Source organism: Paenibacillus thalictri (genome assembly GCF_004307995.1).
In the GTDB taxonomy this organism is placed as follows: domain Bacteria; phylum Bacillota; class Bacilli; order Paenibacillales; family NBRC-103111; genus Paenibacillus_AF; species Paenibacillus_AF thalictri.
On sequence record NZ_SIRE01000004.1, the window covers coordinates 279,606 to 301,474 of the forward strand.

Sequence of the window (21,869 nt, forward strand, 5' to 3'; positions counted from 1 at the left end):
GTTGGAGGCTCTTAGAGTTTTATCCGGGTCATCCGCCTTAATGCGGATTTTCAAATGAAATTAAGGAGTGGAAACCCATTGCTCGCTGCCGTCCGGCTTCGGCTTGTAGGTATGATCGACGGTTGCCTCCTGGATGCTTGCGAACGCCCAGTGGTTCTCGGGAACGTCCGACCAAGCCGGTTTGGCGCCGGATAACGTCCCTCTGCCGAGCAGCTTGTTTACGATCGTTACCGCTTCGGCGCGGGTCAACGTCCGCTCCGGCCGGTATGTGCCGTCCGGATAACCACCGATAATACCGGCCGTTCTTACGTTATCGATCGAAGCGCTAGCCCAATGTCCGGTTGTGTCGGAGAAGCCGCCTGCCGCTGCGTTTGCCGCTGATCCGGCTGCGGACAACCGGGCTGCGATGGCGGCCATTTCCGCACGGGTGACCGGTTGCTCCGGCTTGAAGCTAGCGTCCGGGTACCCCTGCATCAATCCCATTTTTGCCGCCTTCTCTATCGCTTCTTTCGCCCAATGCGACGCTGCGACGTCGGTAAAGGCGATAGCGGATTGCGTTGCTTCACGATCATACACGCGGGCGAGCAGCGAAGCCAGTTCGGCGCGGCTAATGTTTTTGTCAGGACCAAATGTTCCATCCGGATACCCGGTCATATAGGCTTTATGAACGCTTGAAGATGCTTCTACCTTGTAAACGACCGTAAACGTGCTGAAATGGGTGACGCCAAAGCGGATGCCAAGTATGCCGCTCTCGTCGTACGCAACAATTTCCCCTTTGACCCATTCCTTCGTTCCGTCACTGTGCTCGATAAATACACCGAGATCCTTCAACTGAGCTTCGCTGAGCTTGTGATCTCCCAATGGAAGCACCAGTGTAACTGGACGGCTTTGCAAATTCGTGTCGATAGTGAGCGGACGGCCGATGATCTGAAGATCGGCTCCGCCAATCATAAAGCTGCTCTGCACATTGTTTTTTGCTCGCTGCTCTATGGCCTTACGTTCGTCTGCTTCCTTGACCGGCACGACCCGGAAGTACACGTCATCCTGCAAGCCCTGCAGCGAGCCGCTGGGAACATCGATTTTCGCATGGCTTGCAGCTATTTCCATGCCGATGTTAGCGTCTGCCAGCTTGTCAGCCGACACTTTGGGGAGGTTGACGTTTAGCACGGAAACTTCATCCTGCGGATCGGGAATCACAAGGCGCGCCGAATGGGAACCTGCGCTCGTCAACTGGTCGACGACTTTGGTCGCCTGCTCGGATGTGAAATTAACGGTATCGGTTTTCCTGCCTGCCGCGTCTGTAGTACGGTTGATGACCGCGGTCGAAACAACGGAGCCGTCATTGTTGCCGCCGTTTTCCACATTCACCGTAATCGTTACCCCGGATGGAGCGGCTGTGCCGCTTGAACTGCTCGTATTGCTCGGGAATCTTGGCGTTACCGGCGCCGATGCGTCGGATGCTGCCGATGTGCCTTCAGCGTTCGTGGCCGTGACCGTGAAGGTATAAGCCGTGCCATTCGCAAGGCCGCTCACCGTGATCGGACTGCCACTCCCGGTAGCCGTGAAGCCCCCTGGGTTGGATGTCACCGTGTAGCTTGTAATCGCAAGACCGCCGTTATTCGTCGGCGGAGTGAAGCTGACCGTCGCTTGGCCAATACCGGCCACGACACTTACTCCTACCGGCGCTCCCGGCTGTCCAACCGGCGTTACAGCTGCCGATGCGTCGGAGGCAGCGGATGTACCCGCCGCATTTGTCGCTGTCACGGTAAAGGTGTAGGCCGTGCCATTTTCGAGGCCGGATACCGTAATCGGGCTGCCGCTGCCGGTAGTTGTTATGCCGCCCGGGCTGGACGTCACGGCGTAGCTTGTAATCGCGGTGCCGCCGTTATTCGCCGGCGGAGTGAAGCTGACCGTCGCTTGGCCGTTGCCTGCCGTCACGCTGATTCCCGTAGGCGCATCCGGTTTCGTGCCCAAACGCTCGATCGTGACTTGATACGTCAGCTTGTCGCCGTTATGCGCATAAACTTCCGCCGTCACGGTATTATTTCCTATAGAAAGCGGCTGCAGCGAACCCTGTTGGCCTGAAACGGCTGCGGCACCATTCAGCATAAGCGAAGCATACAAGTTTTGCGTGACTGCAGTTGTCCGCACGCCTGTCACATCATAAGGAACGGTCGCACTATAACCGAGCTTGGCCGCATCGAACTCCGGAGTCAGTGCAACAGGTTGACCGCTGCCGTCCGTCAACGCCAAGCTGCTGAGCTTGGCGTTGTCGCTGCGAACTACCGTAATATCCAGCGGCGAAGCGGAAATACCGGTCAAATAAGAAGCGCTGCCATTAAATACCGCGTTAAAGCTGTGTGTGCCAAGAGCGAGCCCGGACAAGGGCTGTGACGAAGCTTGTCCGTTAACCAAAGGCACCGGATCGCCGATCGAAGAGCTGTCCGCCGCATTCTGGAACGTCACCGTGCCGTCGGGTACACCGCTGCCCGGGGATTTTGCCGCAATCGCTGCGGTTAATTGCGTCTGCTCGCCGTAAACGAGCGCACTGACCGACGCCGTCAACGTTACATTCACTTGTGCTTTATTTACAGTTACCGCAGGGAAATTGCCGCCGTCTGCCGGATGCAAGCCGCCGCTCGCAGTATCGCCCAAGTAGTTAGCCGTTATCGTATGTGTGCCAACCGCAAGTCCGGCGGTTTTCCACGTCGCTCCGTAAATGTTATTCTGCATAAGCGCCAGCGTCGTTTCACTTAGCTTCGCCGAACCCTCCAAGAACTCCACTGTGCCTGTCGGCGCACCGCCCAGCATCGTTTGCGGCGTCATTTGAAACACAAAGCTGATCTCTTGACCATACACGCTGGATGAAACCGAGGTGGTGCGGGTGACCGTGGATCCTATCGTTTTATAAATGATAAGCGGAACGGCCGCCGAGCTCCCATTGTTAAACAACGCATCTCCGCTATATTCCGCTGTGATTTGCTCCGTAGCGGAGGTTTGCGGCTCCGGTAACTGCGCTGTTGTCAAGGAAGCGATACCGGCCGCGTTCACCGACGCCGTCCCGACGACAAAACTGCCTGCCTTAAATGTGACCGTACCGGTAGGCGTTCCACCGTTCGTGCTGTATACGGTAGCCGTCACGGTTACAGTGCGTCCGTAGATGACCTCGGTAGCTGAAGCCGCAGCGGTAACGGTAACCGACAAAACCAGAACGTTATTGGCCACTGCCTGATCGCTGAACACCTCAAGCGGATTGCCCTTTAAATCCGTTATCTGGTTGCTCCCTGCTTCATAATCGAGCGTAACCGTTTGTCCCTTCAGAACCGGAGCGCTTAATGTGAGGGTAAGCACTCTTCCGCTTGTGCTTAAACTTCCGCCGGCAACCGTCGCATTTTGCCCGTCTACCTTGACGGCAAATCGGCCGACCGCCAGATTGTCCAGCGCCATTCTTTCTACGAAGGTGACGATAACTTGATTCGGTGTTGCGTCTTCGACGCTTGCGCTTTTGACGACAGGCGGCATCGTATCGTACGCAATCAATTTCGGATAGCCGTCACGTTCGTCAAGCCCCCATAACGTGTCGAAGTTCCAGCCTACGTAGGTGGCCTCTTTTCCCATTTCCTCCGTTTCTTTGCCGAGGCCTTGGCCTGTATCGGAGCGGCCTGTCGTCTGCTTGTCATAATAGCTGGACGTAATGGGCCCTTGGGTATGGACGGTGCCAATTAAGCCGCCTCCGTCTTGTGCTCCTACAGCGCCTACAGCGCCTGTAGCATAAGTATTGCTAACATTCATGGCAACAAAATATCCTATCAAGCCGCCTTGGGTCGACGAGGCCGATACGGAGCCAGTGGCATAGCTGTCGGCTATCGTTCCGTTCGAGGCCATACCGGTCAAACCGCCCGCATACATATCTCCAATTACATTCCCGGTTGCATAGGAACGTCTGACTTGTCCGCCCTCCGTATTTCCGATCAGCCCTCCGGTAAAGCTGCCGGTACTGGTCACATTCCCGGTAGCATAACTGTCCGTTATAGTAGCGTTATACCCATCGCCGACAAGTCCGCCCGAATAATTTACGCCGTTTACCGTACCGCTTGCGCTGCTATTCTCGAGAGTGCCTAAAAGCCTCGAGACGATACCTCCGGCATAGTTGCCAGCTCCTTGTACATTAGCGCTTGAACGGACCCTCTTGATTTCAGAGCCGGTATTCGCCATTCCTGCCAAACCTCCGACCAGCGCCCCCCCGCTAACGCTGCCGCCGTTCACGACGACATCGCTGACTTTACCTTCCAATTGGCCTACCAAGCTTCCAAGAGATCCGTTTGTGGGGCCGGTGACGCTGGGGGAATCCAGCGTCAAGTTTCTGATCTCGCCACCAGCTCCAACAATGCCGAATAACCCCCCGTTCTCTTGGGACACAACGGTCAAGCCCGATATGTGCTTTCCGTTGCCGTCGTATTGCCCAATAAACTCATTCGAGGAGTCGCCTATCGGCGACCAATTGCCCGACAAAACGATATCGGCAGTCTGCTTGTAATAAGCTCCCAAGACATTGCGCACTTCGTTTAATTGCGCGGCGTTTGTCACCAGGTACGGGCTCAATTCCGTACCCGCCCCGCTCATGGAATTAATCGCCCCCGCAGCAGCGGGAATTGCTAGCCAAACCGTATTCATCATCAGCATAAGCGCTAAAAGTAATGCCAGTCCGCTTTTGCTCCGAAGCTGCCGCCAGCTCCCTGTTTTCCTTACTCTTCCTTGCACAGCCTCCACTCTCCTTTTGGTTATCGGACATCCCTCCCACTCTAGCACAGCGCTATAAACAAGCTCTAAACAGCCCAAAACGCAAAAAATCCTCCCCCCGGACGGAACCACGGCCTGCAGCCCTAGCCGGTCCCATGTCTTAAGAGAAGGATTCTTGTTTATTGAAATATTACGCCGATTCCCCCGGCAAACGAATCGTGACCTTCGTTCCTGTACCGGCTGCGCTTTCTATGGATAATTCCGTGCCCTGCATATATTTCAGCCGCTTGTGGATATTCCGCAAGCCCACACCCCCTTGCAGATCCGTCCGCGCTTCAATCTGATCATGCTCCAGCAGTTCCTTGATGTGTTCCCCCGTCATGCCGATGCCGTCGTCTTCAATCTCGAACACAAAGCTGCCGCCCGCTTCCTTCACTCTGACAAGCACATTTCCTCCTTCCAGCCGGTTTGCTATGCCATGCCGGATCGCATTTTCCACAAGGGGCTGGATAAGCAGCGGCGGAAGCTTGATCAAATAGGCCGATTTCGAAATTTCGCAACTTACGTTGATCCGGTCTTTAAATCGCGCTTATGCCCGGATCCGTTCTCGGCTCCGGCGTGTATCGCGTCTTTGCATGCCGGCGGTGCTTTATCGCGGATCAGACACAAACATAGATGTACCGGGCAAAACGGCCCTTTCTCGCCGTGCACCGGTCGGCCACGGTGAAACCCGCCGCGCCGAGAGACGGCGCGATCTCCTCCGTCGAGATAACCACCGCTTTTGCCGCGAGACGGCGGAGGCTGCTAAGCATCTCAAGCCGCATTTCCTCCGACAGCCTGGAGCACAAATTGTACGGCAAGTCGAGCACCGCCGCGTCGTAATGGCCGGCGAGCGTGCGCATATCGGCAAGCCGCACGATGTCCGGCATGCCGAAGTGCAGCAGATTGCCGCGGGCGCCGCGCACCGCCAGCGGATTGATGTCACAGCCGACGATGTCGATGCCCATCGCGAGCGCCTCGATCAGCACCGTGCCGATGCCGCAGCACGGGTCAATGGCCCGCGCGCCGGCCGCCGGGTCCGGCACGGCGATGTTGGCGACCGCGCGTGCCACCCGCACGCCAAGCGCGGTCGAGTAGCTGTGCGGCTTGGCGCTATGCGCCAGCCAAGCCGCGCCGCTCTCGCGCGCGTCGCCGAGCACCCAGCGGCCGCCGGCGCGCAGCAGGCCGAGCCGCCGCGCGGGCTCGCGCATGTCGGCGACGCCGCGGATGCGGGCGCCGACCGCGCGTTCGACGGCGCGCAGCTCGTCGTAGCTCGCACGTCCGTCCGCGTCGGCGGCGACGACCTTGAACGTCGCGCCGGCGAGCTCGACGCCGCCCGCGGCCCAGGCGGCGATGTCCTCGATGCTGCCGCTCTCGTACAGCACGTCCAGCCGCTGCTTCACGAACGGGCTGCGCCCGGGATCGACGCAGCGCGCGCTCTCCGCCCACGAACTCTGCGGCTGCACGCCAAGCAGCGTGCGCAGCTCCAATTCGCACAGCTCCCTTTCGTCCTCGTGACATACGAAGGTGTATATATGCTTGGTGGCGGAACTGTGCGAATGCACATCTTGATCGGCTCGCTCTTCCACGACTTCACCCCCGGGCCGCATCGTTAAAAAACGCCCGCAGCTCGGCAGGCACCTCTCTGCTTTTACGGGTTTCCGCGTCCATAGCGACGCTGGTCACAAGCGCATCGGCGCGCAAGCTGCCGTCCTGGCCGAAAATCTCCTGCTTCAGCACATAACTCGTCCGCCCGACCTTTTCCGGACTTGTGCGGATCAGCAGCACGTCGCCTTGTTTGCATTCCAACCGGTAATTGATGTTGATATTAACCGTCACCGTCTGAACACCCATCTTCAGAAACGTATCGTAATGAAGTTCGGCCCGTTCATACCATTCCTCGCGGCCCCATTCCAAATATTCGAGATATTTGGCATTGTTAACATGCCCGTTCACATCGATCTCCGTGGAACGGACAACGATTTCCAAATTAGCTATCATAAAAAGAGCAGCCCCTTTTCCTATGTTCTTGTTATAGCAGTAAGCTCAAGCTCACCGGCACCTCTATCTGCGCTGCGGGATCAGCGTCAGCCCGCCCTTCACCCGCAGCGATACAAGCGGCTCGGGTATGGCCGGCGGCGAAGCTGCATTCGCTTGGAAGCGGAAATGTTTGGCCAAGCCGTAAATAATCAGCACCGCCTCCATCATGGCAAACTGCGAGCCGATGCAGCCCCTGGGCCCGCCGCCAAATGGAAAATAGGCAAACCGCGGCCAGGCCGCCTCTTCGCCGGCAAATCGTTCCGGCCGGAACGAATAAGGATCATTAAACACCCGTTCGCTGCGGTGTATCGCATACGGGCTGATCAGAAAGCTGCTATTGGGCGGGAACACATCTCCAAGCAGCTCCACTTCCCGCTCCGACTCGCGTAGTATAATCCAAGCGGGAGGATAGAGCCGCAGCGTCTCCTGCACCACTTGCTGCGTATACGTCAGCTTGCGGTACAGCTCAAACGGCGACAAGCCGGTTCCTGCTTCGCCGTACTCGGCTTCACGGCCGCCGTGTGCAACGCCGGCCCCCTCCCTCACGCCGCCCAGGGATTCGCCGCCGAGTGCAGACCGCTCCTCGCCGTCGCGAAGAATCACGCTACTATCATCGGCGCCATCCTTACCGTCACGTCCCGCGCCGCCGCCGTACACGCCGGTCCCCTTCCTCGCACCGCCCACGGATCCGTCTGCGCTGCCGCTGCCATGAGCATTTATCTCCGCGGCTGCAAGCGCATCGATTTCCCGATGCAGCTTCTCTGCGGCTTCCGGATGCCGCGACAGCAAATACCAGACCCATACCAGCGCATTGGCCGTCGTTTCGTGACCGGCCAGCAGCATCGTCATCATCTGGTCGCGGATTTCCTTGTCCGGTATGGGCCTGCCCGCTTCGTCCTTCGTATCCAGCAGCAGCCCGACCAGACAATCGGCGTATCGGCCTGGGTTTGCCTTGGCGTCGCGGATCGTATCGTAGACCATATCCTCCAAGCGGCGTATTGCCCGGCGGTGGGTTATATTGCCGGGTGTTGGCGCAGCAAGCGGCAGCACAATCGGCGAAAACAACGTTTTGGCCGAACGCCGGATCGTGTCATCAACGGCGAAAGCCAGCTCCGCTTTCCGCTCGTCCAGCTCGGTAGCAAACATGCTGCGGGCGATGATGGAGAGCGTCAGCCGCATCATCGTCTCATGCATGGCCAGCGGTTCTCCGCCGCTCAGCGATTGCGCAAGCTTCTCCGTCTCTTCTGCAATCGTCTGCGCGTAATTTTGTATCCGCTCCTTATAGAAAACCGGCGCCATATATTTTTTCTGCGCCCGGTGCTGCTCCTTCTCCGCCGTAAGCAGACCGTCCCCGACCGTCCGGCGCAGCACCTCCGAGCTTCTCCCTTTGCGGAAATACGACTCCTTAGCGACCAGAATTTCCTGAATCACATCCGGCGCATTCACGATAAACGTCGGCCGAAACGAGCTGGTGCGCAGCGAAACGATATCGCCTTCCCCAAGTACATCGACCAGAAATTGCAGCGGGTCGCGCTGAAAGGCAATAAAATTGTGCAGCCGCGATGTAGAAATACCGACAACCCGGGACATAAATAAGCCCCCTTCCTTTCGTACTTTTGCTAAAGAATCATGCCAAAATCATGCTATAATCGAGAAAAACCGCAGCCATTTTTCTAAAAACGCCGCATGAGCTTAAGGATTTCATTAATCGGGACCGGAACGGTGATCGGATGAAAAATCTAAAAATCAAACACAAGCTGTTCATGTTTATTATTATAGGCGCGCTGACGACAAGTTTGCTTGGCTATCTGTTCGTGCAGCAGTCGCAGAAGCTGTACGAGCAAATCATCTATCGCGAAGCGGAGGACAGGCTGTACTTGTTTTCCGAGCGCATCGAGGAACGGCTGAAAGAAATCGACAATTTGTCGATATCGGTATTGGCCGATAGCGAGGTGCAAAGAAACCTCCATATCATCAAAACATCCCCCGATGTGTACGAGTCGTTCGACGCCGCCAATAAATTGAAGAAAAAACTGCTGTCATACCATCTTTCCGACTATTCGGTTTCTTTTATTATGATTATCGATTCGAACGCCAATTTGCATATCGCCGGAATCGACGCCCCGAACCTGGACGACCAAAGCAAGGCGCATTTCCGGGATCTCGGCTACCGCTATGAAGGCAAAAGCGTCTGGGTCGGCGGCGAACAGCAGGACGACAACTTTTATTCAGTACGGGATATTAAGGAAATTCCCGACCTGAAGCTGGAATCGCTTGGCACCCTGATGATCGGCATCAAGTCCAATAAGGCTGTCTTTTCCTCTTCGCGGGAAAGCAGCTATTACGATTCTTCCCTGATGATCCTGGCGGATAACCGTACGATTTTTCCAAGCCACAGCACGCTGAACCCGCAGCAGCTTGATCTGCGCGGACTGAGGCAGTACAACCTTGTTACCATCGACGGCGGTTTGTATTTGGCCACGCAGTTTACAATGGATTATACCGGGTGGACATTTATTCATTTTGTGCCTTACGGTTCCATTTTCAAAGACGTCACAATCATGAAATTTGTCCTGGTCGGGCTTTACTTGCTTGTGCTGCTGGTGCTGTTGTGGCTTGGCTGGCGGTTCTCCCGCGGTATCGCCCGTCCGCTGGAGGCGCTGATGAACAAGATGGCGCTTGTGGAAAAAGGCCGCTTTTCCGTCGATCATCCGGAAGCCTTCACCAATCGCGACGAGCTGACCTTACTGAACCGCAACTTTGACAAGATGACGGAAAAACTCGACATGCTAATCAAAGAAAACTATATCAAACAAATCCAGCTAAAAGAAGCGGAATATGAGGCGCTCAAAGCCAAATTGAACCCGCATTTCCTCTACAATACGCTGGAGTCGATCAACTGGCTCGCCAAAAGCAACGGCCAGCGCACGATCTCGAATATGGTGAAAGCCCTTGGAGACATGCTCCGCTATACGGTCAGCAAGAAAGAATTTGTTACCGTTCAAGAGGAAATGGTCAACTTGCAAAACTACATCACCATTCAGCAATTCCGGTTCGAGGAACGGCTGATCTACCAAATGGATATTCCGGCGGATATCCGGTCGCTGGAAATTCCGAATCTGATGCTGCAGCCGATTGTGGAAAACTGCATCAAGTATGGGGTCGATGCGGAGACCGGCAGATGCGAAATCATCGTATGCGCCAAAATGATGAAAGATAAACTGATCTTTATCGTTAAAGATAACGGACCCGGCATGGACCAAGGATATTTAATCCGCGCCAAGGAAACCGAAAGACTGAGCTCAGGCACCGGGATCGGGCTGCACAGCATCGACGAGCGGATCAAGCTGCTGTTCGGCGCCGCTTATGGCATCGAAATTGAAAGCGGCGTCAATCAGGGCACGGAAATCCGTATTTCCATACCGGTTATACCGGTCAAAACAATCCAATCCAGCGTGGGGTGATACCAATGACGGAAACTTATAAAGTACTGCTCGCCGACGACGAAAGAATGATCAGGGAAGGTATTGCGAGCACCGTTGACTGGGAACGGCTGCGGCTTGTGTTTGCCGGAGCCGCCTACGACGGTCGGCATGCGTATGAAGAAATCGTCCGCCTGCGGCCGGACATCGTGATCACCGACATCAAGATGCCGCGGATGGGCGGGCTTGAGCTGATTAAGCTTACGAAGGAGATGCTGCCGGACATTCAATTTATCGTGCTGTCGGGTTACGGCGAGTTCGAATTGGCGACGGAGGCGATGCGTTACGGGGTCAAGCATTATTTGCTTAAACCATGCAATGAGGAAGAGATCGAGCAGGCTTTGCAAAAAGCGATCCACGAGCTGAACGGCGAAAGAAGCAAAAGCTTGATGCTCGAATCCGCCCAGCGGCAGCTCGCCGAGGCGATGCCGACGGTACATGAGCAGCTTTTGCGGGATTGTTTGCTGAGCCGGGGAGGGGTTCAGCGGGAGTACGAACGCCTAGGCCAAGCCCTGAATTTGCGCACCGGACACGTGAGAGTCGTATTGTTTCAGCCGGCCGGTGCGTTTGACATCAGCGAGCTGTATGCGCTGAAGCGCATTGCGGAAGAACTGCAGACAACCGGATCAGCTATGCTGGGCACGATCATCGGCGACCAGTTCGCGCTGCTTGTCGAAGATGCGGGGATGGACGATGCCATCTCGATTTCCAGCCAAATCCAAGTCGCCTATGAAGCGCTCTATCACCAAAGCCTGACGCTTGCAGTCAGCGACAGCGGCCTTCTTGAGAATGCCGCCGCGTTATATCAGGAAGTGCAGGAGTATTCCAAGCGTAAATTTTATTTGGGCGTCAACCACATTATTACAAGCGAGTACGTTCCCGAAGAACCCGGCTCCGCAGACGCCTCAAATCTTCAGCACGAACCTATCGTAGCGGCGATTCAAAGCGGCGACACGGAGGGACTTCAGACGGAACTGCAGGTCTTTTTCCGCAAGCTGCACGACCGGCATGAAGAAATCAACGTTGCCGTCAGCTTGTGCATCGAGCTGATGATGGCTATCGCCAAGGAAACGAAATCGGATCGCGTGCATGAAGGTAAAGACAGTATTGCCCGCATTTTAAACATGAGCACTTTAGAGGATATTCATCAATACATCGCCGAACAGGCGCTTACCGCCACCAGATTAAACCATGAGTTGTACATGGACAAAAAAAACGCGCTTGTCCACCGGATGAAACAGCTCATTCAGGACCATTTGGGCGAGGAACAGCTGTCGCTGCCTTGGCTGGCCTCCAATTTCCTGTACCTGAACCCGGAATATATCGGCAAACTGTTCCGGAAAGAAACCGGCGAGAAATTTACCCATTATGTGGCCCGGCTGCGAATCGAACGAGCCAAGGAGCTGATCGCCGCGCATCCCGACTATAAAATGTACGAAATTGCCGGGATGGCGGGATTCGGCAGCGACCAGCAGTATTTTGGCAACGTGTTTAAAAAGTATGCCGGCTGCCCGCCGCTGGAGTATAAGAAAAATTTCTATCGCAGCACTTCAAAGCCGTACGACCGCGATTAACAATCGCGCTCTACAGCTCCACGCCTTCCGTTACCATCGCCTGCGGCATATGCCCGACATCATTGACCATCCGCAGACTCACCGCCCCGTCGTCCTCCAAGTCGGCCCGGGCGATGGCGGCATGTGCAAAGCTGAAGCGGTTATTGTCGCACGGCTCGCAGCCCAACAGCTCGTTAAGAAAAACGGAGCCAAAAGCGGCGTGGCACACGAGGGCAATACGGACGTCCTCTCCGGCGTGCGATTTTTTTACCGCATCGACGACTTGCCTGGCTCGGGCGTAGGTCTTCTCCCTTGTTTCCGCCTCCAGCTGCGGATGCCATACATCCGGCCACTCGAATAGCTCCCCGTGCGCCTGCGCCCCGGGAAACAACGCTCCAAGCTGCGATAACGGCGGATAATGTTCGCCTTGCTCGGCTTTTCTCGCCGCCTCTTCCGCGGCATATGCCGCGTAGCGTCCTTCCAGCTCCAACTGCCGCATGGCCGGCCAACCCCGGCGGTGCGTTTCGCACAACGCGGGCCATACGCGCCACGGCGGCGGCTCCGCCAGCCTGCCGTAAATCGCCTGCGCCGTTTGCAGCGCCCGCTGCAAGGAGCTGGAGTAAATCGCGTCCAGCTTCCCCCACTTCGCAAACTGCTCCCCCGCGCAAGCCGCCTGCGCTTGTCCGAGACGGCCAAGCGGCGCGTTCGGATGGCCCGGGTAATCGGGCTCTTGATCCGCAGGCTGGGCATGCCGGACTACATATATCCGTATCGTCATGAATATGACTCCTTTCTTGTCATGAATCTCCGGCTCAAGGAGCGCTTCGAGGGGCGGCTTGCCGCAAGCATACAAAACCTCCCCCGATCGCTCTACTTGCCGGACGTTTTCGCGTATTCTGCCGCATATTCCTCGATGATTTTGTCGCCGCCGTTTTTGCGCCACTGCTCGATGGCCGCGCGAACTTCGGGTTCGCCGATTTTGCCCATGACGTATTGGGTGACGGCGTCGCCTATGCCCTTGGCTAACTGCGCACCTTTTTCCACATCGGTTTGGGAGATCAGCGGGCCCACGGACGAGCTGACCATCACATTGGCATCGGCATCATTTTTCTTGAACAGTCCTAAATATTTCTCGACTTCCGGAGAAAGCGTGCCTTTCATCGCCAGCGAACCGTCATCGATCCTCAGCTGCATCATCGGCGTATAATCGTTGCTGTACAATTTTTCGTCCAGACGCACCGGCTTGCCGTTGTCCATTTTGTAATGTTTTCCTTCGATTCCCCAATCGAAAAGGTTTTGGATTTTTTCGTCCATCAGCTTATCGTAAACCGCCAAAATTTGCTTCAGCTGCGCTTCCGATTTGATGTTTGTTTTCGGGAAGGTGAAGATTCCGTTAAAGCCGGGATCGGCAGGGATTTTCCGCCCCTTCGGGCCTTCTACGGTGTCGATGACGTCCAGCTTCGCCTGCGGGTTCGCCTTCTGCAGCTCATTAAAACGGGTCGCCACGTCGTCGATTTTCCCGAAATAGACGCCGGCCTTGCCCTGATTGAACAAATCCGAGCTTGCTTTGACGACGGGGAAGTCTTGATTGATGACTTTCTCTTCGAACAGCTGCCTGTACAGCTTGATCGAAGCCATAAACTCATCTGTCATAAAATCGGGCACCGGCTTGCCGTCCTTCAGCCCCCATTGCGAAGGGCCGCCATTCCAGACGACCACCGTGCCCAGCCCGCTTGGCAGGCTGCCGCCTGCGACACTGATGCCGTAGGTGTCCTTTTTGCCGTTGCGGTCGGGATCGTCATTGGCAAATGCGCGGATCATCTTGACCATCTCGTCCAGCGTCTTCGGCTCCTTCATGCCCACCGCTTCGAGCCAATCCTTGCGGTATACGATGCCGTTGCGGGTTAATGGGCGCGTGCGGGGCAGCGCGTAAATTTTGCCGTCGATGGACAAGTTGTTCATCGCCGTCGGATTGAGCTTGCTTAAGTTCGGGTAATCCTTCAAATAAGGCCCGATTTCCCAAAACATACCCGAGCGCACGGCGTTCACCAGCGCCGTCGATTTGCTGTCTCTGGAAAGCAGCACCTGCGGCAGTTCTCCCCCGGCCATCGTGGCGGCAAATTTATTGTCGTAGGCTGTGGAAGGGGCCCATGTAATGTCGAACTGCGCATTGACGTACTTCTGGAGTTCTTGAAAAATCGGATTGTCCTTGCTTGGCGGCTCTGTCGTGTAATAAATGTTCAGCATGCTGATTTTCAGCGGCTCCGCTTTGGACGCCGTGTCCGGCTTGCCTGCGGCCGCGCCTTCGGTTTTCCCGTCCGCGCCCCCGCAGCCCGCCAATATGCCGGCAGCTCCGACAAATACGGAGAGCGCGGCGATCATATTCGACCGGTGCAATCTCATTATTTTTTTCCTCCCCGATAAGTTAGTCTATTATCCTTTAATCGAACCCAACATGACGCCTTTGGCAAAATGCTTTTGCAAAAACGGGTATACGCATAAAATCGGCAGCGTCGAGACGATAATGACGGCCATCTTGATCGTTTGGGCAACGGGGATATACGTTTCGCTAACTGCCTGAGCCTCCCCGATTCCCCCTTCGGATAAAATGACGATTTGCCTCAGCAGCACCTGTATCGGCCATTTTGTATGATCGTTGATATAGAGAATCGCGCTGAAAAACGAATTCCAATGCCCCACCGAATAAAACAGCGCAAAAGTAGCCATAGCGGGCATCGACAGCGGCAGCACGATCCGGAAAAAGATGCCCAGGTCATTACAGCCGTCGATTTTGGCCGATTCTTCCAGCCCGGTGGGCAGCTGCTGAAAAAAACTCCGTAAGACGATCAAGTTGAAAGGATTGATCGCCCCCACCAGAATGACGGACCAGTATGTATTCAAAAGGCCAAGCTGCTTTACAACAAGGAACGTCGGAATCATGCCGCCGCTAAACAGCATCGTAAACAGCACCAGCAGCATAACCGCCCGTCTGCCGTCGAGGTCCCTGCGGACCAAAGGATAGGCCATCAGCGAAGTCAGCAGCAGATTGACGAACGTCCCGGCGACCGTAATCCAAACGGTCACCAGCAAGCTGCGGATCAAGGTCGGCGTGGAAAAAATGTAGCGGTACGCATCAAACGAAAATGTTGTCGGAAATATCGTAAAGCGCTGGTTCAGCAGCGCTTCCGGCGCCGTAAACGACGCGGCGAGCACATACACAAACGGCACGATCGTAATGAGTGAAATGAGCAGCAGCAGGCTGCCGTTCAGCAGGTCGAACAATCGGCCGGAGAACGATTTATCTTGAAGCATGAATGCCAGCCCTTTCCTTGTCCACTGTACTGCAAATGCTAATAGATGCCGTCTTCGCCGAATTTTTTGGCCAGCCGGTTTGAGCCGACGACCAGCAGCAGCCCGACCAGCGATTTAAATAAACCTACGGCGGTGCTGTAGCTGTATAAGGCGTTTTCGATCCCCGTCGTATACACGTAGGTGTCGAACACCTCTCCGACCTGGCGGTTCATCGCGTTCAGCATCAGCCATATTTGCTCGAAGCCATTGTCCAGAAAAGAACCGAGTCTCAGTATAAGTAAAATGACAATGGTGCCGCGGATCGAAGGCAGCGAGATATGCCACATTTGCCGCCAACGGCTGGCCCCGTCAATGCGCGCCGCTTCGTACAGATCAATATCGACCCCGGCCAGCGCGGCCAGAAAGATGATCGTGCCCCAACCCGTTTCCTTCCAGATCACCTCCGCCGTAATCATCGGGCGGAACCATTCGGCGCTGACCAGAAAAGGGATCGGCTCAAAACCCAAAGCGGCCGCAGCCTCGTTGACGATGCCGCCTTCGGTCGTAAAAAAGATGTAGACGATGCCCACAACGACAACCCATGAAATAAAATGAGGCACATAAGTAAGCGTTTGCACAACGCGTTTGTAGACGGCCGATCGCACTTCGTTTAGCATCAGCGCAATAATAATCGGCAGCGGAAAGAAAAACAGCAGATTGTAGATGGCCAGCATCGTCGTATTGACGAACAGCGAAGAAAAGGAAGGCTCGCTAAACAACCGCTCAAAATGCTTCAAGCCAACCCACTTGCTTCCCGTCATGCCGAGAAACGGCTGATAATCCATAAAGGCGATGGACAACCCCCACATCGGCCAATATTTAAAAAGAATGAAGTACAGCAAGCCGGGAGACAGCATCAAGTAAAGCCATCGGTTTCTTGAGATGCGTCCAACCCATCTGGATCCCGGAACAATCAATCATTACACCCCCGCAGCTTCCACGGCAGGCGTAACCTGCCGCCGGAGCTTATTGCTTATTGTCATCGACGTCGACTTCCTTATCATAGAACCCGAACCGGTAACAATCTACAATCATCTGGGCGGGTGAGCGCAATACGATCATTTCGGCTTGGCGAATAATCAAAAGAGACTGCGTACGGACTGTGGCCACTGAAAAAGTGAGCGCTGGCGCTTCTCCAGCATGATTTCGCTCATACTGCTGCTTTTTCAGTGGCCTCTACGGGCTGGCCCGCACTGTCGGCGCCTCGTACAGTCAGCCTGCGCGATACGCGACAGAAACGCGACAGTTCTATTATTTCTGCTCCAGCTCCGCTTGGCGGAATTGCCCCGGCGTGACGCCGACGATTTTACGGAAGGAGCGGATAAAATTTTGCGAGTTGGTGTAACGCAGCTTTTCCGCAATATCGGAAATTTTCATATCGGTATCAACCAGCCATCTCTTGGCCATATTCATCCGGTAAGAAGATAAGTAGTCGCTGAAATTCATGCCGGTTTCTTTGCGGAACACCTGCTTGACGTAGCTGGCATGGTAATTGATCCTTGATGCACACAGCTCAAGCGTGAGATCCTGGTCGTAGTTGTCTATGATTTGGCCGATGACCTTCTCCGAGATCGATTTGTACATAACAGCCCGGCGGCGTTCGATGGCTTGAGCGGCCGGCATGATCACGCTGTGGCTGAACCAGGCTTCGATTTCCTGCGCCGTCGTCAGCTCGAATATTCGGTCAAACAGCGATTCCTCATCCGGGTAGACCGATTCGGCCGTTTCTCCGGCGTTCTGCACGGCGCTCAGCACCTCTGCGAGCAGATGCAGCAGCGCCGTCTGGTATTCGCGATGGGTCATCTCCTTGGCAAGCATCTCCTGCATAAATTGGCCGAACAACGGCCCCGTACGCTCCGTATCGCCCATCTGAATAGCCCCGAGCAATTCATCTTCAAACGGCTTGGCGACAAACGGATTTCTCCGGCGTCCCGGCTCAACGTCTTCGATAAACAGCACGGCACTCTTTCCAAGCCGTATCCGGTATTTCAACGCCTCGCAGCTTTCTTCATAAGCGGCTCCCGAATGCTCTAGCTTGCGGTAAGGACGGCTGACGCCGATGCTGACAACCAGCGCCAAATGGCGCTTCATCTCCTGCTGGATAAGATCGGCCGTACGATAAAGCAGCGTCTTGAATTCGGCCGCCGACTCCTGGTGAGTGCCTATCAGCACTGCGGGCATGTGGCGGATCAGCACCGGGTTCAGCCGCAAATGCTCGGGGATCATTTCGGCGATCAGCCGGTTTATGGAAAGAAGCGCCCAGTCGTAGTCGGGTTCCCCCTCACCTGCTGCTTCCAGTTCGTCGATATGCAGCGTCAGTACGCTCATCCAGCTCCAATCTGCGGCAATGCCCAACAAGCCGCATTTCTCCTCGATTTCCTCGGGCCGCATCGCTCCTTGAAGCAGCTTCAGCACAAACAAATCTTTCAGCTGCTGCCGGTCGCTCCGAATTTGCTCGGCCATCTGCACCTGTGTGCGCTGCAAGGAAAGAATGCGCTGCTGGATCATGCCGATCTCATCGCGGGAGGCATGTTCTTTCTCCTGCTTCCGTTCGCCTGCAGCGATCATATACAGCTTGCGGATCGGGCTGTACATGCCACGCGAGCCTTGGAAAACGATTACAAAAGTCAGCGCTAAAATAATGACCCCGTTCAAAATCAATATTTTGCCCATATCCCGCGATTCCTTGCCGATTGCCGCAAGCGGCACGATCGACATATATGTCCAGTCGTTGTAGGCCGATTTACGGAAAATAACTTCTTCGCTTGTCCTCTCAAGTTCTATGGAAAAATGCCCGTGATCGGCATTGGCTTGCAGCTGCGGATTCATATACGGGGAGGACGCAAGCGATGTGCCAAGCATCGTCTGATCGGAATGCGCCAGCACCTTGCCGTTCTCATCGACCACAATCGTCTCGCCCGCTCCGTCGCTTTGCGACAGCAGCATATCGTTCAGCGCAAAAGGAGACATTTGCGCCACGATCAGCCCTTTCGGATTCAAAGCGTACACGGGGAGCTTTTTGACCATATTCAAGCTGTAAAAGGGTGAACTGTTCATCGGCGGAACGTACAGCCCTTTCAAGTTGCCGGCCGCCCAGAACGAATTTTTCGGACTGTCCAAAAAGGCCGACAAGTCGTCAGCGAGCACAGCGTCGCTAAGTTGGGTCACCCCGCTGTTGTGCAGCAGCCAGCGGTGCTCCAGGCTGATTAAATATACATTTTGCACGGGCAGATCAAACGATTGCAGACGCTGCATGCCTTCGAGCATCATATCCGCCTGCCGGTAGTTGTTCGGCGTGATGTCTTGCTGCAGCGCATCGTACACCTGTGTGGACATGCTGAATTGGGTCATGGAGCTGTCGAGCGTTTTTAGCGCTTGCTCCATCCGCATTTGGGTTTGATGCAGCACCTGAACTTTTTCCTGAATGACCTTATCTTCGATTGTCGCTGAGGCGTTGGAGAAAGAGATGCCGCCAAATACAATCACGGGCAGCGTGCAAATCGTCAGACCGAATAAAATCAGTTTCGCTAAATAGTTGGATGAGCGCAGTTTGAACATGAATCCTCCTACTTTTGCAAATGGGTGTCATTTGCAGTTATTCCGTAAAAATGCACGGAGCTAAGCGATTTTCCTGCAAGTGAAAAAACGTTTTAATGCGTCAATATTAAGTATACCATGCTTGCCGCCCCCATTTTGTAAAAATCATGTTGACGGTATTTCACAAAAAAACATCCGTTTTTTGCATTTTTGTTTTGCACAAATGGGAGTATACTTGCGTTAATTCCTACTATTCTCATGGGTAATAAGTTTTTTAGTTTTTGCTGGCGCAAAAACTTTTAGGTTATGCTTTCGATGCCAGTTTTTGCTGGCGCAAAAACTCTTAGCTTAATCTTTCGATGCCAGTTTTTGCTGGCGCAAAAACTTTTAGATTATGCTTCCGACGCCAGTTTTTGCTGGCGCAAAAACTCTTAGATTATGCTTCCGACGCCAGTTTTTGCTGGCGCAAAAACTCTTAGGGGTGAACGTTCTTTTGACGATACCATCTGTGTTTGACCCATTTATCCGCAATGAACGTGAAGCCGCTATAGCCGAAAGATCCGACCAATTAGCCAAGCTGTTTGTCGAGAGGGCTGCAAAACATGATGCCGAAGGCAGCTTCCCGTTTGATAATTTTGCCGATATGAAAGCAACCGGTTATTTGGCGCTCACTGTGCCGCGGGCCTTCGGAGGCGAAGAAGCGTCCTTGTACGAGATGGTGCTCGCCCAAGAGCGAATCGCCCGGGGAGACGGCTCGACCGCCCTAGCGGTCGGCTGGCACATCGGGACCATGCTGCAGCTGCGCAGCACGCTCTCATGGCCGGAGAAGCTGTATGCCTCCTTCTGCCGGGAAGTCGTGACGGAAGGCGCCATGGTCAATCATTTTGCCAGCGAGCGGGCCACCGGCAGTCCAAGCCGCGGCGGCAGACCGGAAACGACGGCCGTGCGAACGGATGGCGGATGGCTCATTAGCGGACGCAAAACGTACAGTACGCTTAGCCCGATTCTGCGGCATTTTACCGTATCGGCAGGCATTGACGGAACAGAAGATACCGGCGAGTTTTTCGTCCGCGCCCAGGAAGGCGTTACGGTAGAAGAAACGTGGAACACGCTAGGCATGAGGGCTACGGGCAGCCATGACCTGGTGCTGAATCAGGTGTTTGTACCCGATGAGGAAGTGATCCGGCTTGGCGCCGGCGAACCTAAGCGGCCCGATGAAAGCGGCTGGATGCTGCACATCCCGGCCTGCTACATCGGCATCGCGTATGCGGCGAGAAATTACGCGCTGAACTTCGCCCGCACCTATAGGCCGAACAGCTTGCCGGGACCGATTGCCGAGCTGCCTCATATCCAGCGTCAAATCGGTGAAATCGAGACCGAGCTGATTACCGCGCGCACCCTGCTGTATTCAGTGGCGGAGCGCTGGGACCGCGACCCTACGATCCGGCCCTTCTACAAGCAGGAGCTGGGGCTCGCCAAATACACAGCCACCAATCAGGCGCTCCGCATCGTTGATCTGGCCATGCGCATCGTCGGCGGAGCCAGTTTATCCCGCAATCTGCCGCTGGAAAGAATGTACCGCGACGTACGGGCAGGTCTGCATAACCCGCCGATGGACGATTCTGTCCTCAGCGGCCTCGCCCGGCGCGCGCTTGCAGAGCAATCCGAAGTGTAAGACGAACCACCATTTTATTAGAAAAAGGGGAGTTTTTGTATGAAAAAATGGTCTACGATCAGTTTGTCCGTCCTGCTGGCTTCCGCAATCGGCATCACAGGCTGCTCCAATTCCGGCGAAACGGCGGCTTCCGGCGGCAGCGCCCAACCCCAAGGCTCGGGAAGCACCTCCACCCCGGCCTCCAAAGAACAGGTGACGCTGCGCATGACGTATTGGGCCGGCTCGCAATTGACGGTTGACCGCAACAATGCCGTTGTGCAGCTGTTCGAGAAGGCGTACCCGAATATCAAGGTCGAAGCTGAGTATTATTCCGGCGACGCCTATTGGGATAAGCTGAGCGTGCTTGCCGCTTCGAACAATATGCCGGACGTCGTGCGGATGGACTACTCCAAAATCACAAGTTATGTCAACAAAAACCTGCTGCTCCCGCTCGACGATTACGTGAAAGACAAAACGATCGATCTCGAAGGCGTCAACCCGATTCACAATGCCGGCGGCACGTTTAACAATAAGCTGTACGGCGTCAATATCGGCAACAACGCGCTGGTCATGTTCTACAATCCCGACCTGCTCGCCAAAGCCGGCGTCACGCCTCCCGGAGACAACTATTCGTGGGAGCAATACGAGAAAGATTTGAAGACGATCAAAGATAAGCTTGGCATTTACGGAGACACCCATTTGGCCCAGCTGCACTTTGGCGTATGGCTGAGACAAAAAGGCAGCGCCTTGTTCAACAAAACGTCCGACGGACTTGGCTACACGGATGACAAGCTGTTCGTAGACTTCTTCAAGCAGCAGCTGCGTTGGCAGAAGGAAGGCCTGATTACTCCGCTTGGCACCGAACTTGAAGTGAAGAGCCTTGAAGACGGTCCGTTCACCAAAGCTCAAGCGGCGTTCGGCGGCTTCTCTTATTGGAGCAACCATGTCGACATTATGGAAAAGCAACTGCAGAAAAAGGTCGGGCTGGCGATGTATCCGGGCGACGGCAAAGGTATGTACATCAAACCGTCCTTCTTCCACTCGATCTCGAAATCGTCCAAGCATCCGAAGGAAGCGGCGCAGTTCATCGAATTTTACACAAACAACATCGAAGCGGCCAAATCGCTGAACGCCTACTTCGGCATGCCGTACAATCCAAAAGTCATCGAAGGCATCAAGAGCACGTTTACCGATACGCAGAAAAATGTCGTCGACTATTTGACCAAGGTCGAGAAAGTCGCCGGCGTGATCGATCCTCCGGAACCGGCAGCAGGGGCCGAAGTCGCAAAAATCTACAAAAACATCAGCGACGAAATTTTATTTGAGAAAATTACGCCGGAAGCCGGAGCCGAACGGTTCCGCAAGGAAGCAACGGCCGTCTTGTCCAAGAAATAACCGCAGCGCCTACTGGCCCTGCGCGGTCTGATCGACAGGGCACAGCGCGTCTGTCCCGGTGCTAGAACAGAGAGACGC

Annotated in this window: 15 protein-coding genes; 4 read left to right on the plus strand and 11 right to left on the minus strand. The window is 55.1% G+C overall.

What is annotated here, in order from left to right:
- Positions 1-60: 60 nt before the first annotated feature.
- The 5 genes from EYB31_RS05835 to EYB31_RS40860 all read right to left on the minus strand — a co-directional run bounded on the left by EYB31_RS05835 (position 61) and on the right by EYB31_RS40860 (position 8,409).
- Positions 61-4,683, minus strand: coding sequence for an S-layer homology domain-containing protein (locus EYB31_RS05835; RefSeq protein WP_131012344.1), 4,623 nt, complete (start codon positions 4,681-4,683; stop codon positions 61-63).
- Between the two features lie 247 nt (positions 4,684-4,930).
- Positions 4,931-5,275, minus strand: coding sequence for a sensor histidine kinase (locus EYB31_RS05840; protein ID WP_165452237.1), 345 nt, complete (start codon positions 5,273-5,275; stop codon positions 4,931-4,933).
- 124 nt (positions 5,276-5,399) lie between these two features.
- Positions 5,400-6,368, minus strand: a complete 969-nt coding sequence (locus EYB31_RS05845; RefSeq protein ID WP_240762102.1) for a TRM11 family SAM-dependent methyltransferase — start codon at positions 6,366-6,368, stop codon at positions 5,400-5,402.
- 4 nt (positions 6,369-6,372) lie between these two features.
- Positions 6,373-6,780, minus strand: a complete 408-nt coding sequence (locus EYB31_RS05850; protein WP_131012347.1) for an acyl-CoA thioesterase — start codon at positions 6,778-6,780, stop codon at positions 6,373-6,375.
- Between the two features lie 63 nt (positions 6,781-6,843).
- Complete coding sequence (locus EYB31_RS40860) at positions 6,844-8,409, minus strand: cytochrome P450 (RefSeq protein ID WP_240762104.1); 1,566 nt, start codon at positions 8,407-8,409, stop codon at positions 6,844-6,846.
- A gap of 140 nt (positions 8,410-8,549) precedes the next feature.
- On the opposite strand from EYB31_RS40860, the gene EYB31_RS05860 reads away from it, so the two are divergent.
- Both EYB31_RS05860 and EYB31_RS05865 read left to right on the plus strand, forming a co-directional pair.
- Positions 8,550-10,283 (plus strand): sensor histidine kinase, encoded by a 1,734-nt coding sequence (locus tag EYB31_RS05860; RefSeq protein WP_131012348.1) that lies wholly within the window; start codon positions 8,550-8,552, stop codon positions 10,281-10,283.
- A 5-nt stretch (positions 10,284-10,288) separates the two neighbouring features.
- Positions 10,289-11,875: a response regulator gene (locus tag EYB31_RS05865; RefSeq protein WP_131012349.1), complete on the plus strand. Its 1,587-nt coding sequence runs from the start codon at positions 10,289-10,291 to the stop codon at positions 11,873-11,875.
- Between the two features lie 10 nt (positions 11,876-11,885).
- Here the strand turns inward: EYB31_RS05865 and EYB31_RS05870 are convergent, their stop codons facing one another.
- The 6 genes from EYB31_RS05870 to EYB31_RS05890 form a co-directional block, all read right to left on the minus strand.
- Positions 11,886-12,632, minus strand: coding sequence for a histidine phosphatase family protein (locus tag EYB31_RS05870; protein WP_131012350.1), 747 nt, complete (start codon positions 12,630-12,632; stop codon positions 11,886-11,888).
- 92 nt (positions 12,633-12,724) lie between these two features.
- Positions 12,725-14,257 (minus strand): extracellular solute-binding protein, encoded by a 1,533-nt coding sequence (locus EYB31_RS05875; protein WP_131012351.1) that lies wholly within the window; start codon positions 14,255-14,257, stop codon positions 12,725-12,727.
- Positions 14,258-14,287: 30 nt separating this feature from the next.
- Positions 14,288-15,166 (minus strand): carbohydrate ABC transporter permease, encoded by an 879-nt coding sequence (locus tag EYB31_RS05880; RefSeq protein WP_131012352.1) that lies wholly within the window; start codon positions 15,164-15,166, stop codon positions 14,288-14,290.
- 38 nt (positions 15,167-15,204) lie between these two features.
- Entirely contained in the window at positions 15,205-16,062 is an 858-nt protein-coding gene (locus tag EYB31_RS05885; protein WP_131012498.1) for an ABC transporter permease, read from the minus strand.
- A 109-nt stretch (positions 16,063-16,171) separates the two neighbouring features.
- Complete coding sequence (locus EYB31_RS40075) at positions 16,172-16,315, minus strand: hypothetical protein (protein WP_165452238.1); 144 nt, start codon at positions 16,313-16,315, stop codon at positions 16,172-16,174.
- A 141-nt stretch (positions 16,316-16,456) separates the two neighbouring features.
- Complete coding sequence (locus tag EYB31_RS05890) at positions 16,457-18,763, minus strand: AraC family transcriptional regulator (protein WP_131012353.1); 2,307 nt, start codon at positions 18,761-18,763, stop codon at positions 16,457-16,459.
- 472 nt (positions 18,764-19,235) lie between these two features.
- On the opposite strand from EYB31_RS05890, the gene EYB31_RS05895 reads away from it, so the two are divergent.
- Both EYB31_RS05895 and EYB31_RS05900 read left to right on the plus strand, forming a co-directional pair.
- Positions 19,236-20,417 carry an acyl-CoA dehydrogenase family protein gene (locus EYB31_RS05895; RefSeq protein WP_240762106.1) on the plus strand — a complete coding sequence of 394 codons (1,182 nt, stop codon included), beginning with the start codon at positions 19,236-19,238 and terminating at the stop codon, positions 20,415-20,417.
- 39 nt (positions 20,418-20,456) lie between these two features.
- Positions 20,457-21,791, plus strand: coding sequence for an ABC transporter substrate-binding protein (locus tag EYB31_RS05900; protein ID WP_131012355.1), 1,335 nt, complete (start codon positions 20,457-20,459; stop codon positions 21,789-21,791).
- Positions 21,792-21,869 lie beyond the last annotated feature (78 nt).

Excerpts from the sequence above, each read along its gene's own strand:
- EYB31_RS05835 (WP_131012344.1), bottom strand. The coding sequence starts at position 4,683 with ATGCTGATGATGAATACGGTTTGGCTAGCAATTCCCGCTGCTGCGGGG.
- EYB31_RS05850 (WP_131012347.1), bottom strand. The coding sequence starts at position 6,780 with ATGATAGCTAATTTGGAAATCGTTGTCCGTTCCACGGAGATCGATGTG.
- EYB31_RS40860 (WP_240762104.1), bottom strand. The coding sequence starts at position 8,409 with ATGTCCCGGGTTGTCGGTATTTCTACATCGCGGCTGCACAATTTTATT.
- EYB31_RS05860 (WP_131012348.1), top strand. The coding sequence starts at position 8,550 with ATGAAAAATCTAAAAATCAAACACAAGCTGTTCATGTTTATTATTATA.
- EYB31_RS05865 (WP_131012349.1), top strand. The coding sequence starts at position 10,289 with ATGACGGAAACTTATAAAGTACTGCTCGCCGACGACGAAAGAATGATC.
- EYB31_RS05870 (WP_131012350.1), bottom strand. The coding sequence starts at position 12,632 with ATGACGATACGGATATATGTAGTCCGGCATGCCCAGCCTGCGGATCAA.
- EYB31_RS05875 (WP_131012351.1), bottom strand. The coding sequence starts at position 14,257 with ATGAGATTGCACCGGTCGAATATGATCGCCGCGCTCTCCGTATTTGTC.
- EYB31_RS05880 (WP_131012352.1), bottom strand. The coding sequence starts at position 15,166 with ATGCTTCAAGATAAATCGTTCTCCGGCCGATTGTTCGACCTGCTGAAC.
- EYB31_RS05885 (WP_131012498.1), bottom strand. The coding sequence starts at position 16,062 with ATGCTGTCTCCCGGCTTGCTGTACTTCATTCTTTTTAAATATTGGCCG.
- EYB31_RS05890 (WP_131012353.1), bottom strand. The coding sequence starts at position 18,763 with ATGTTCAAACTGCGCTCATCCAACTATTTAGCGAAACTGATTTTATTC.
- EYB31_RS05900 (WP_131012355.1), top strand. The coding sequence starts at position 20,457 with ATGAAAAAATGGTCTACGATCAGTTTGTCCGTCCTGCTGGCTTCCGCA.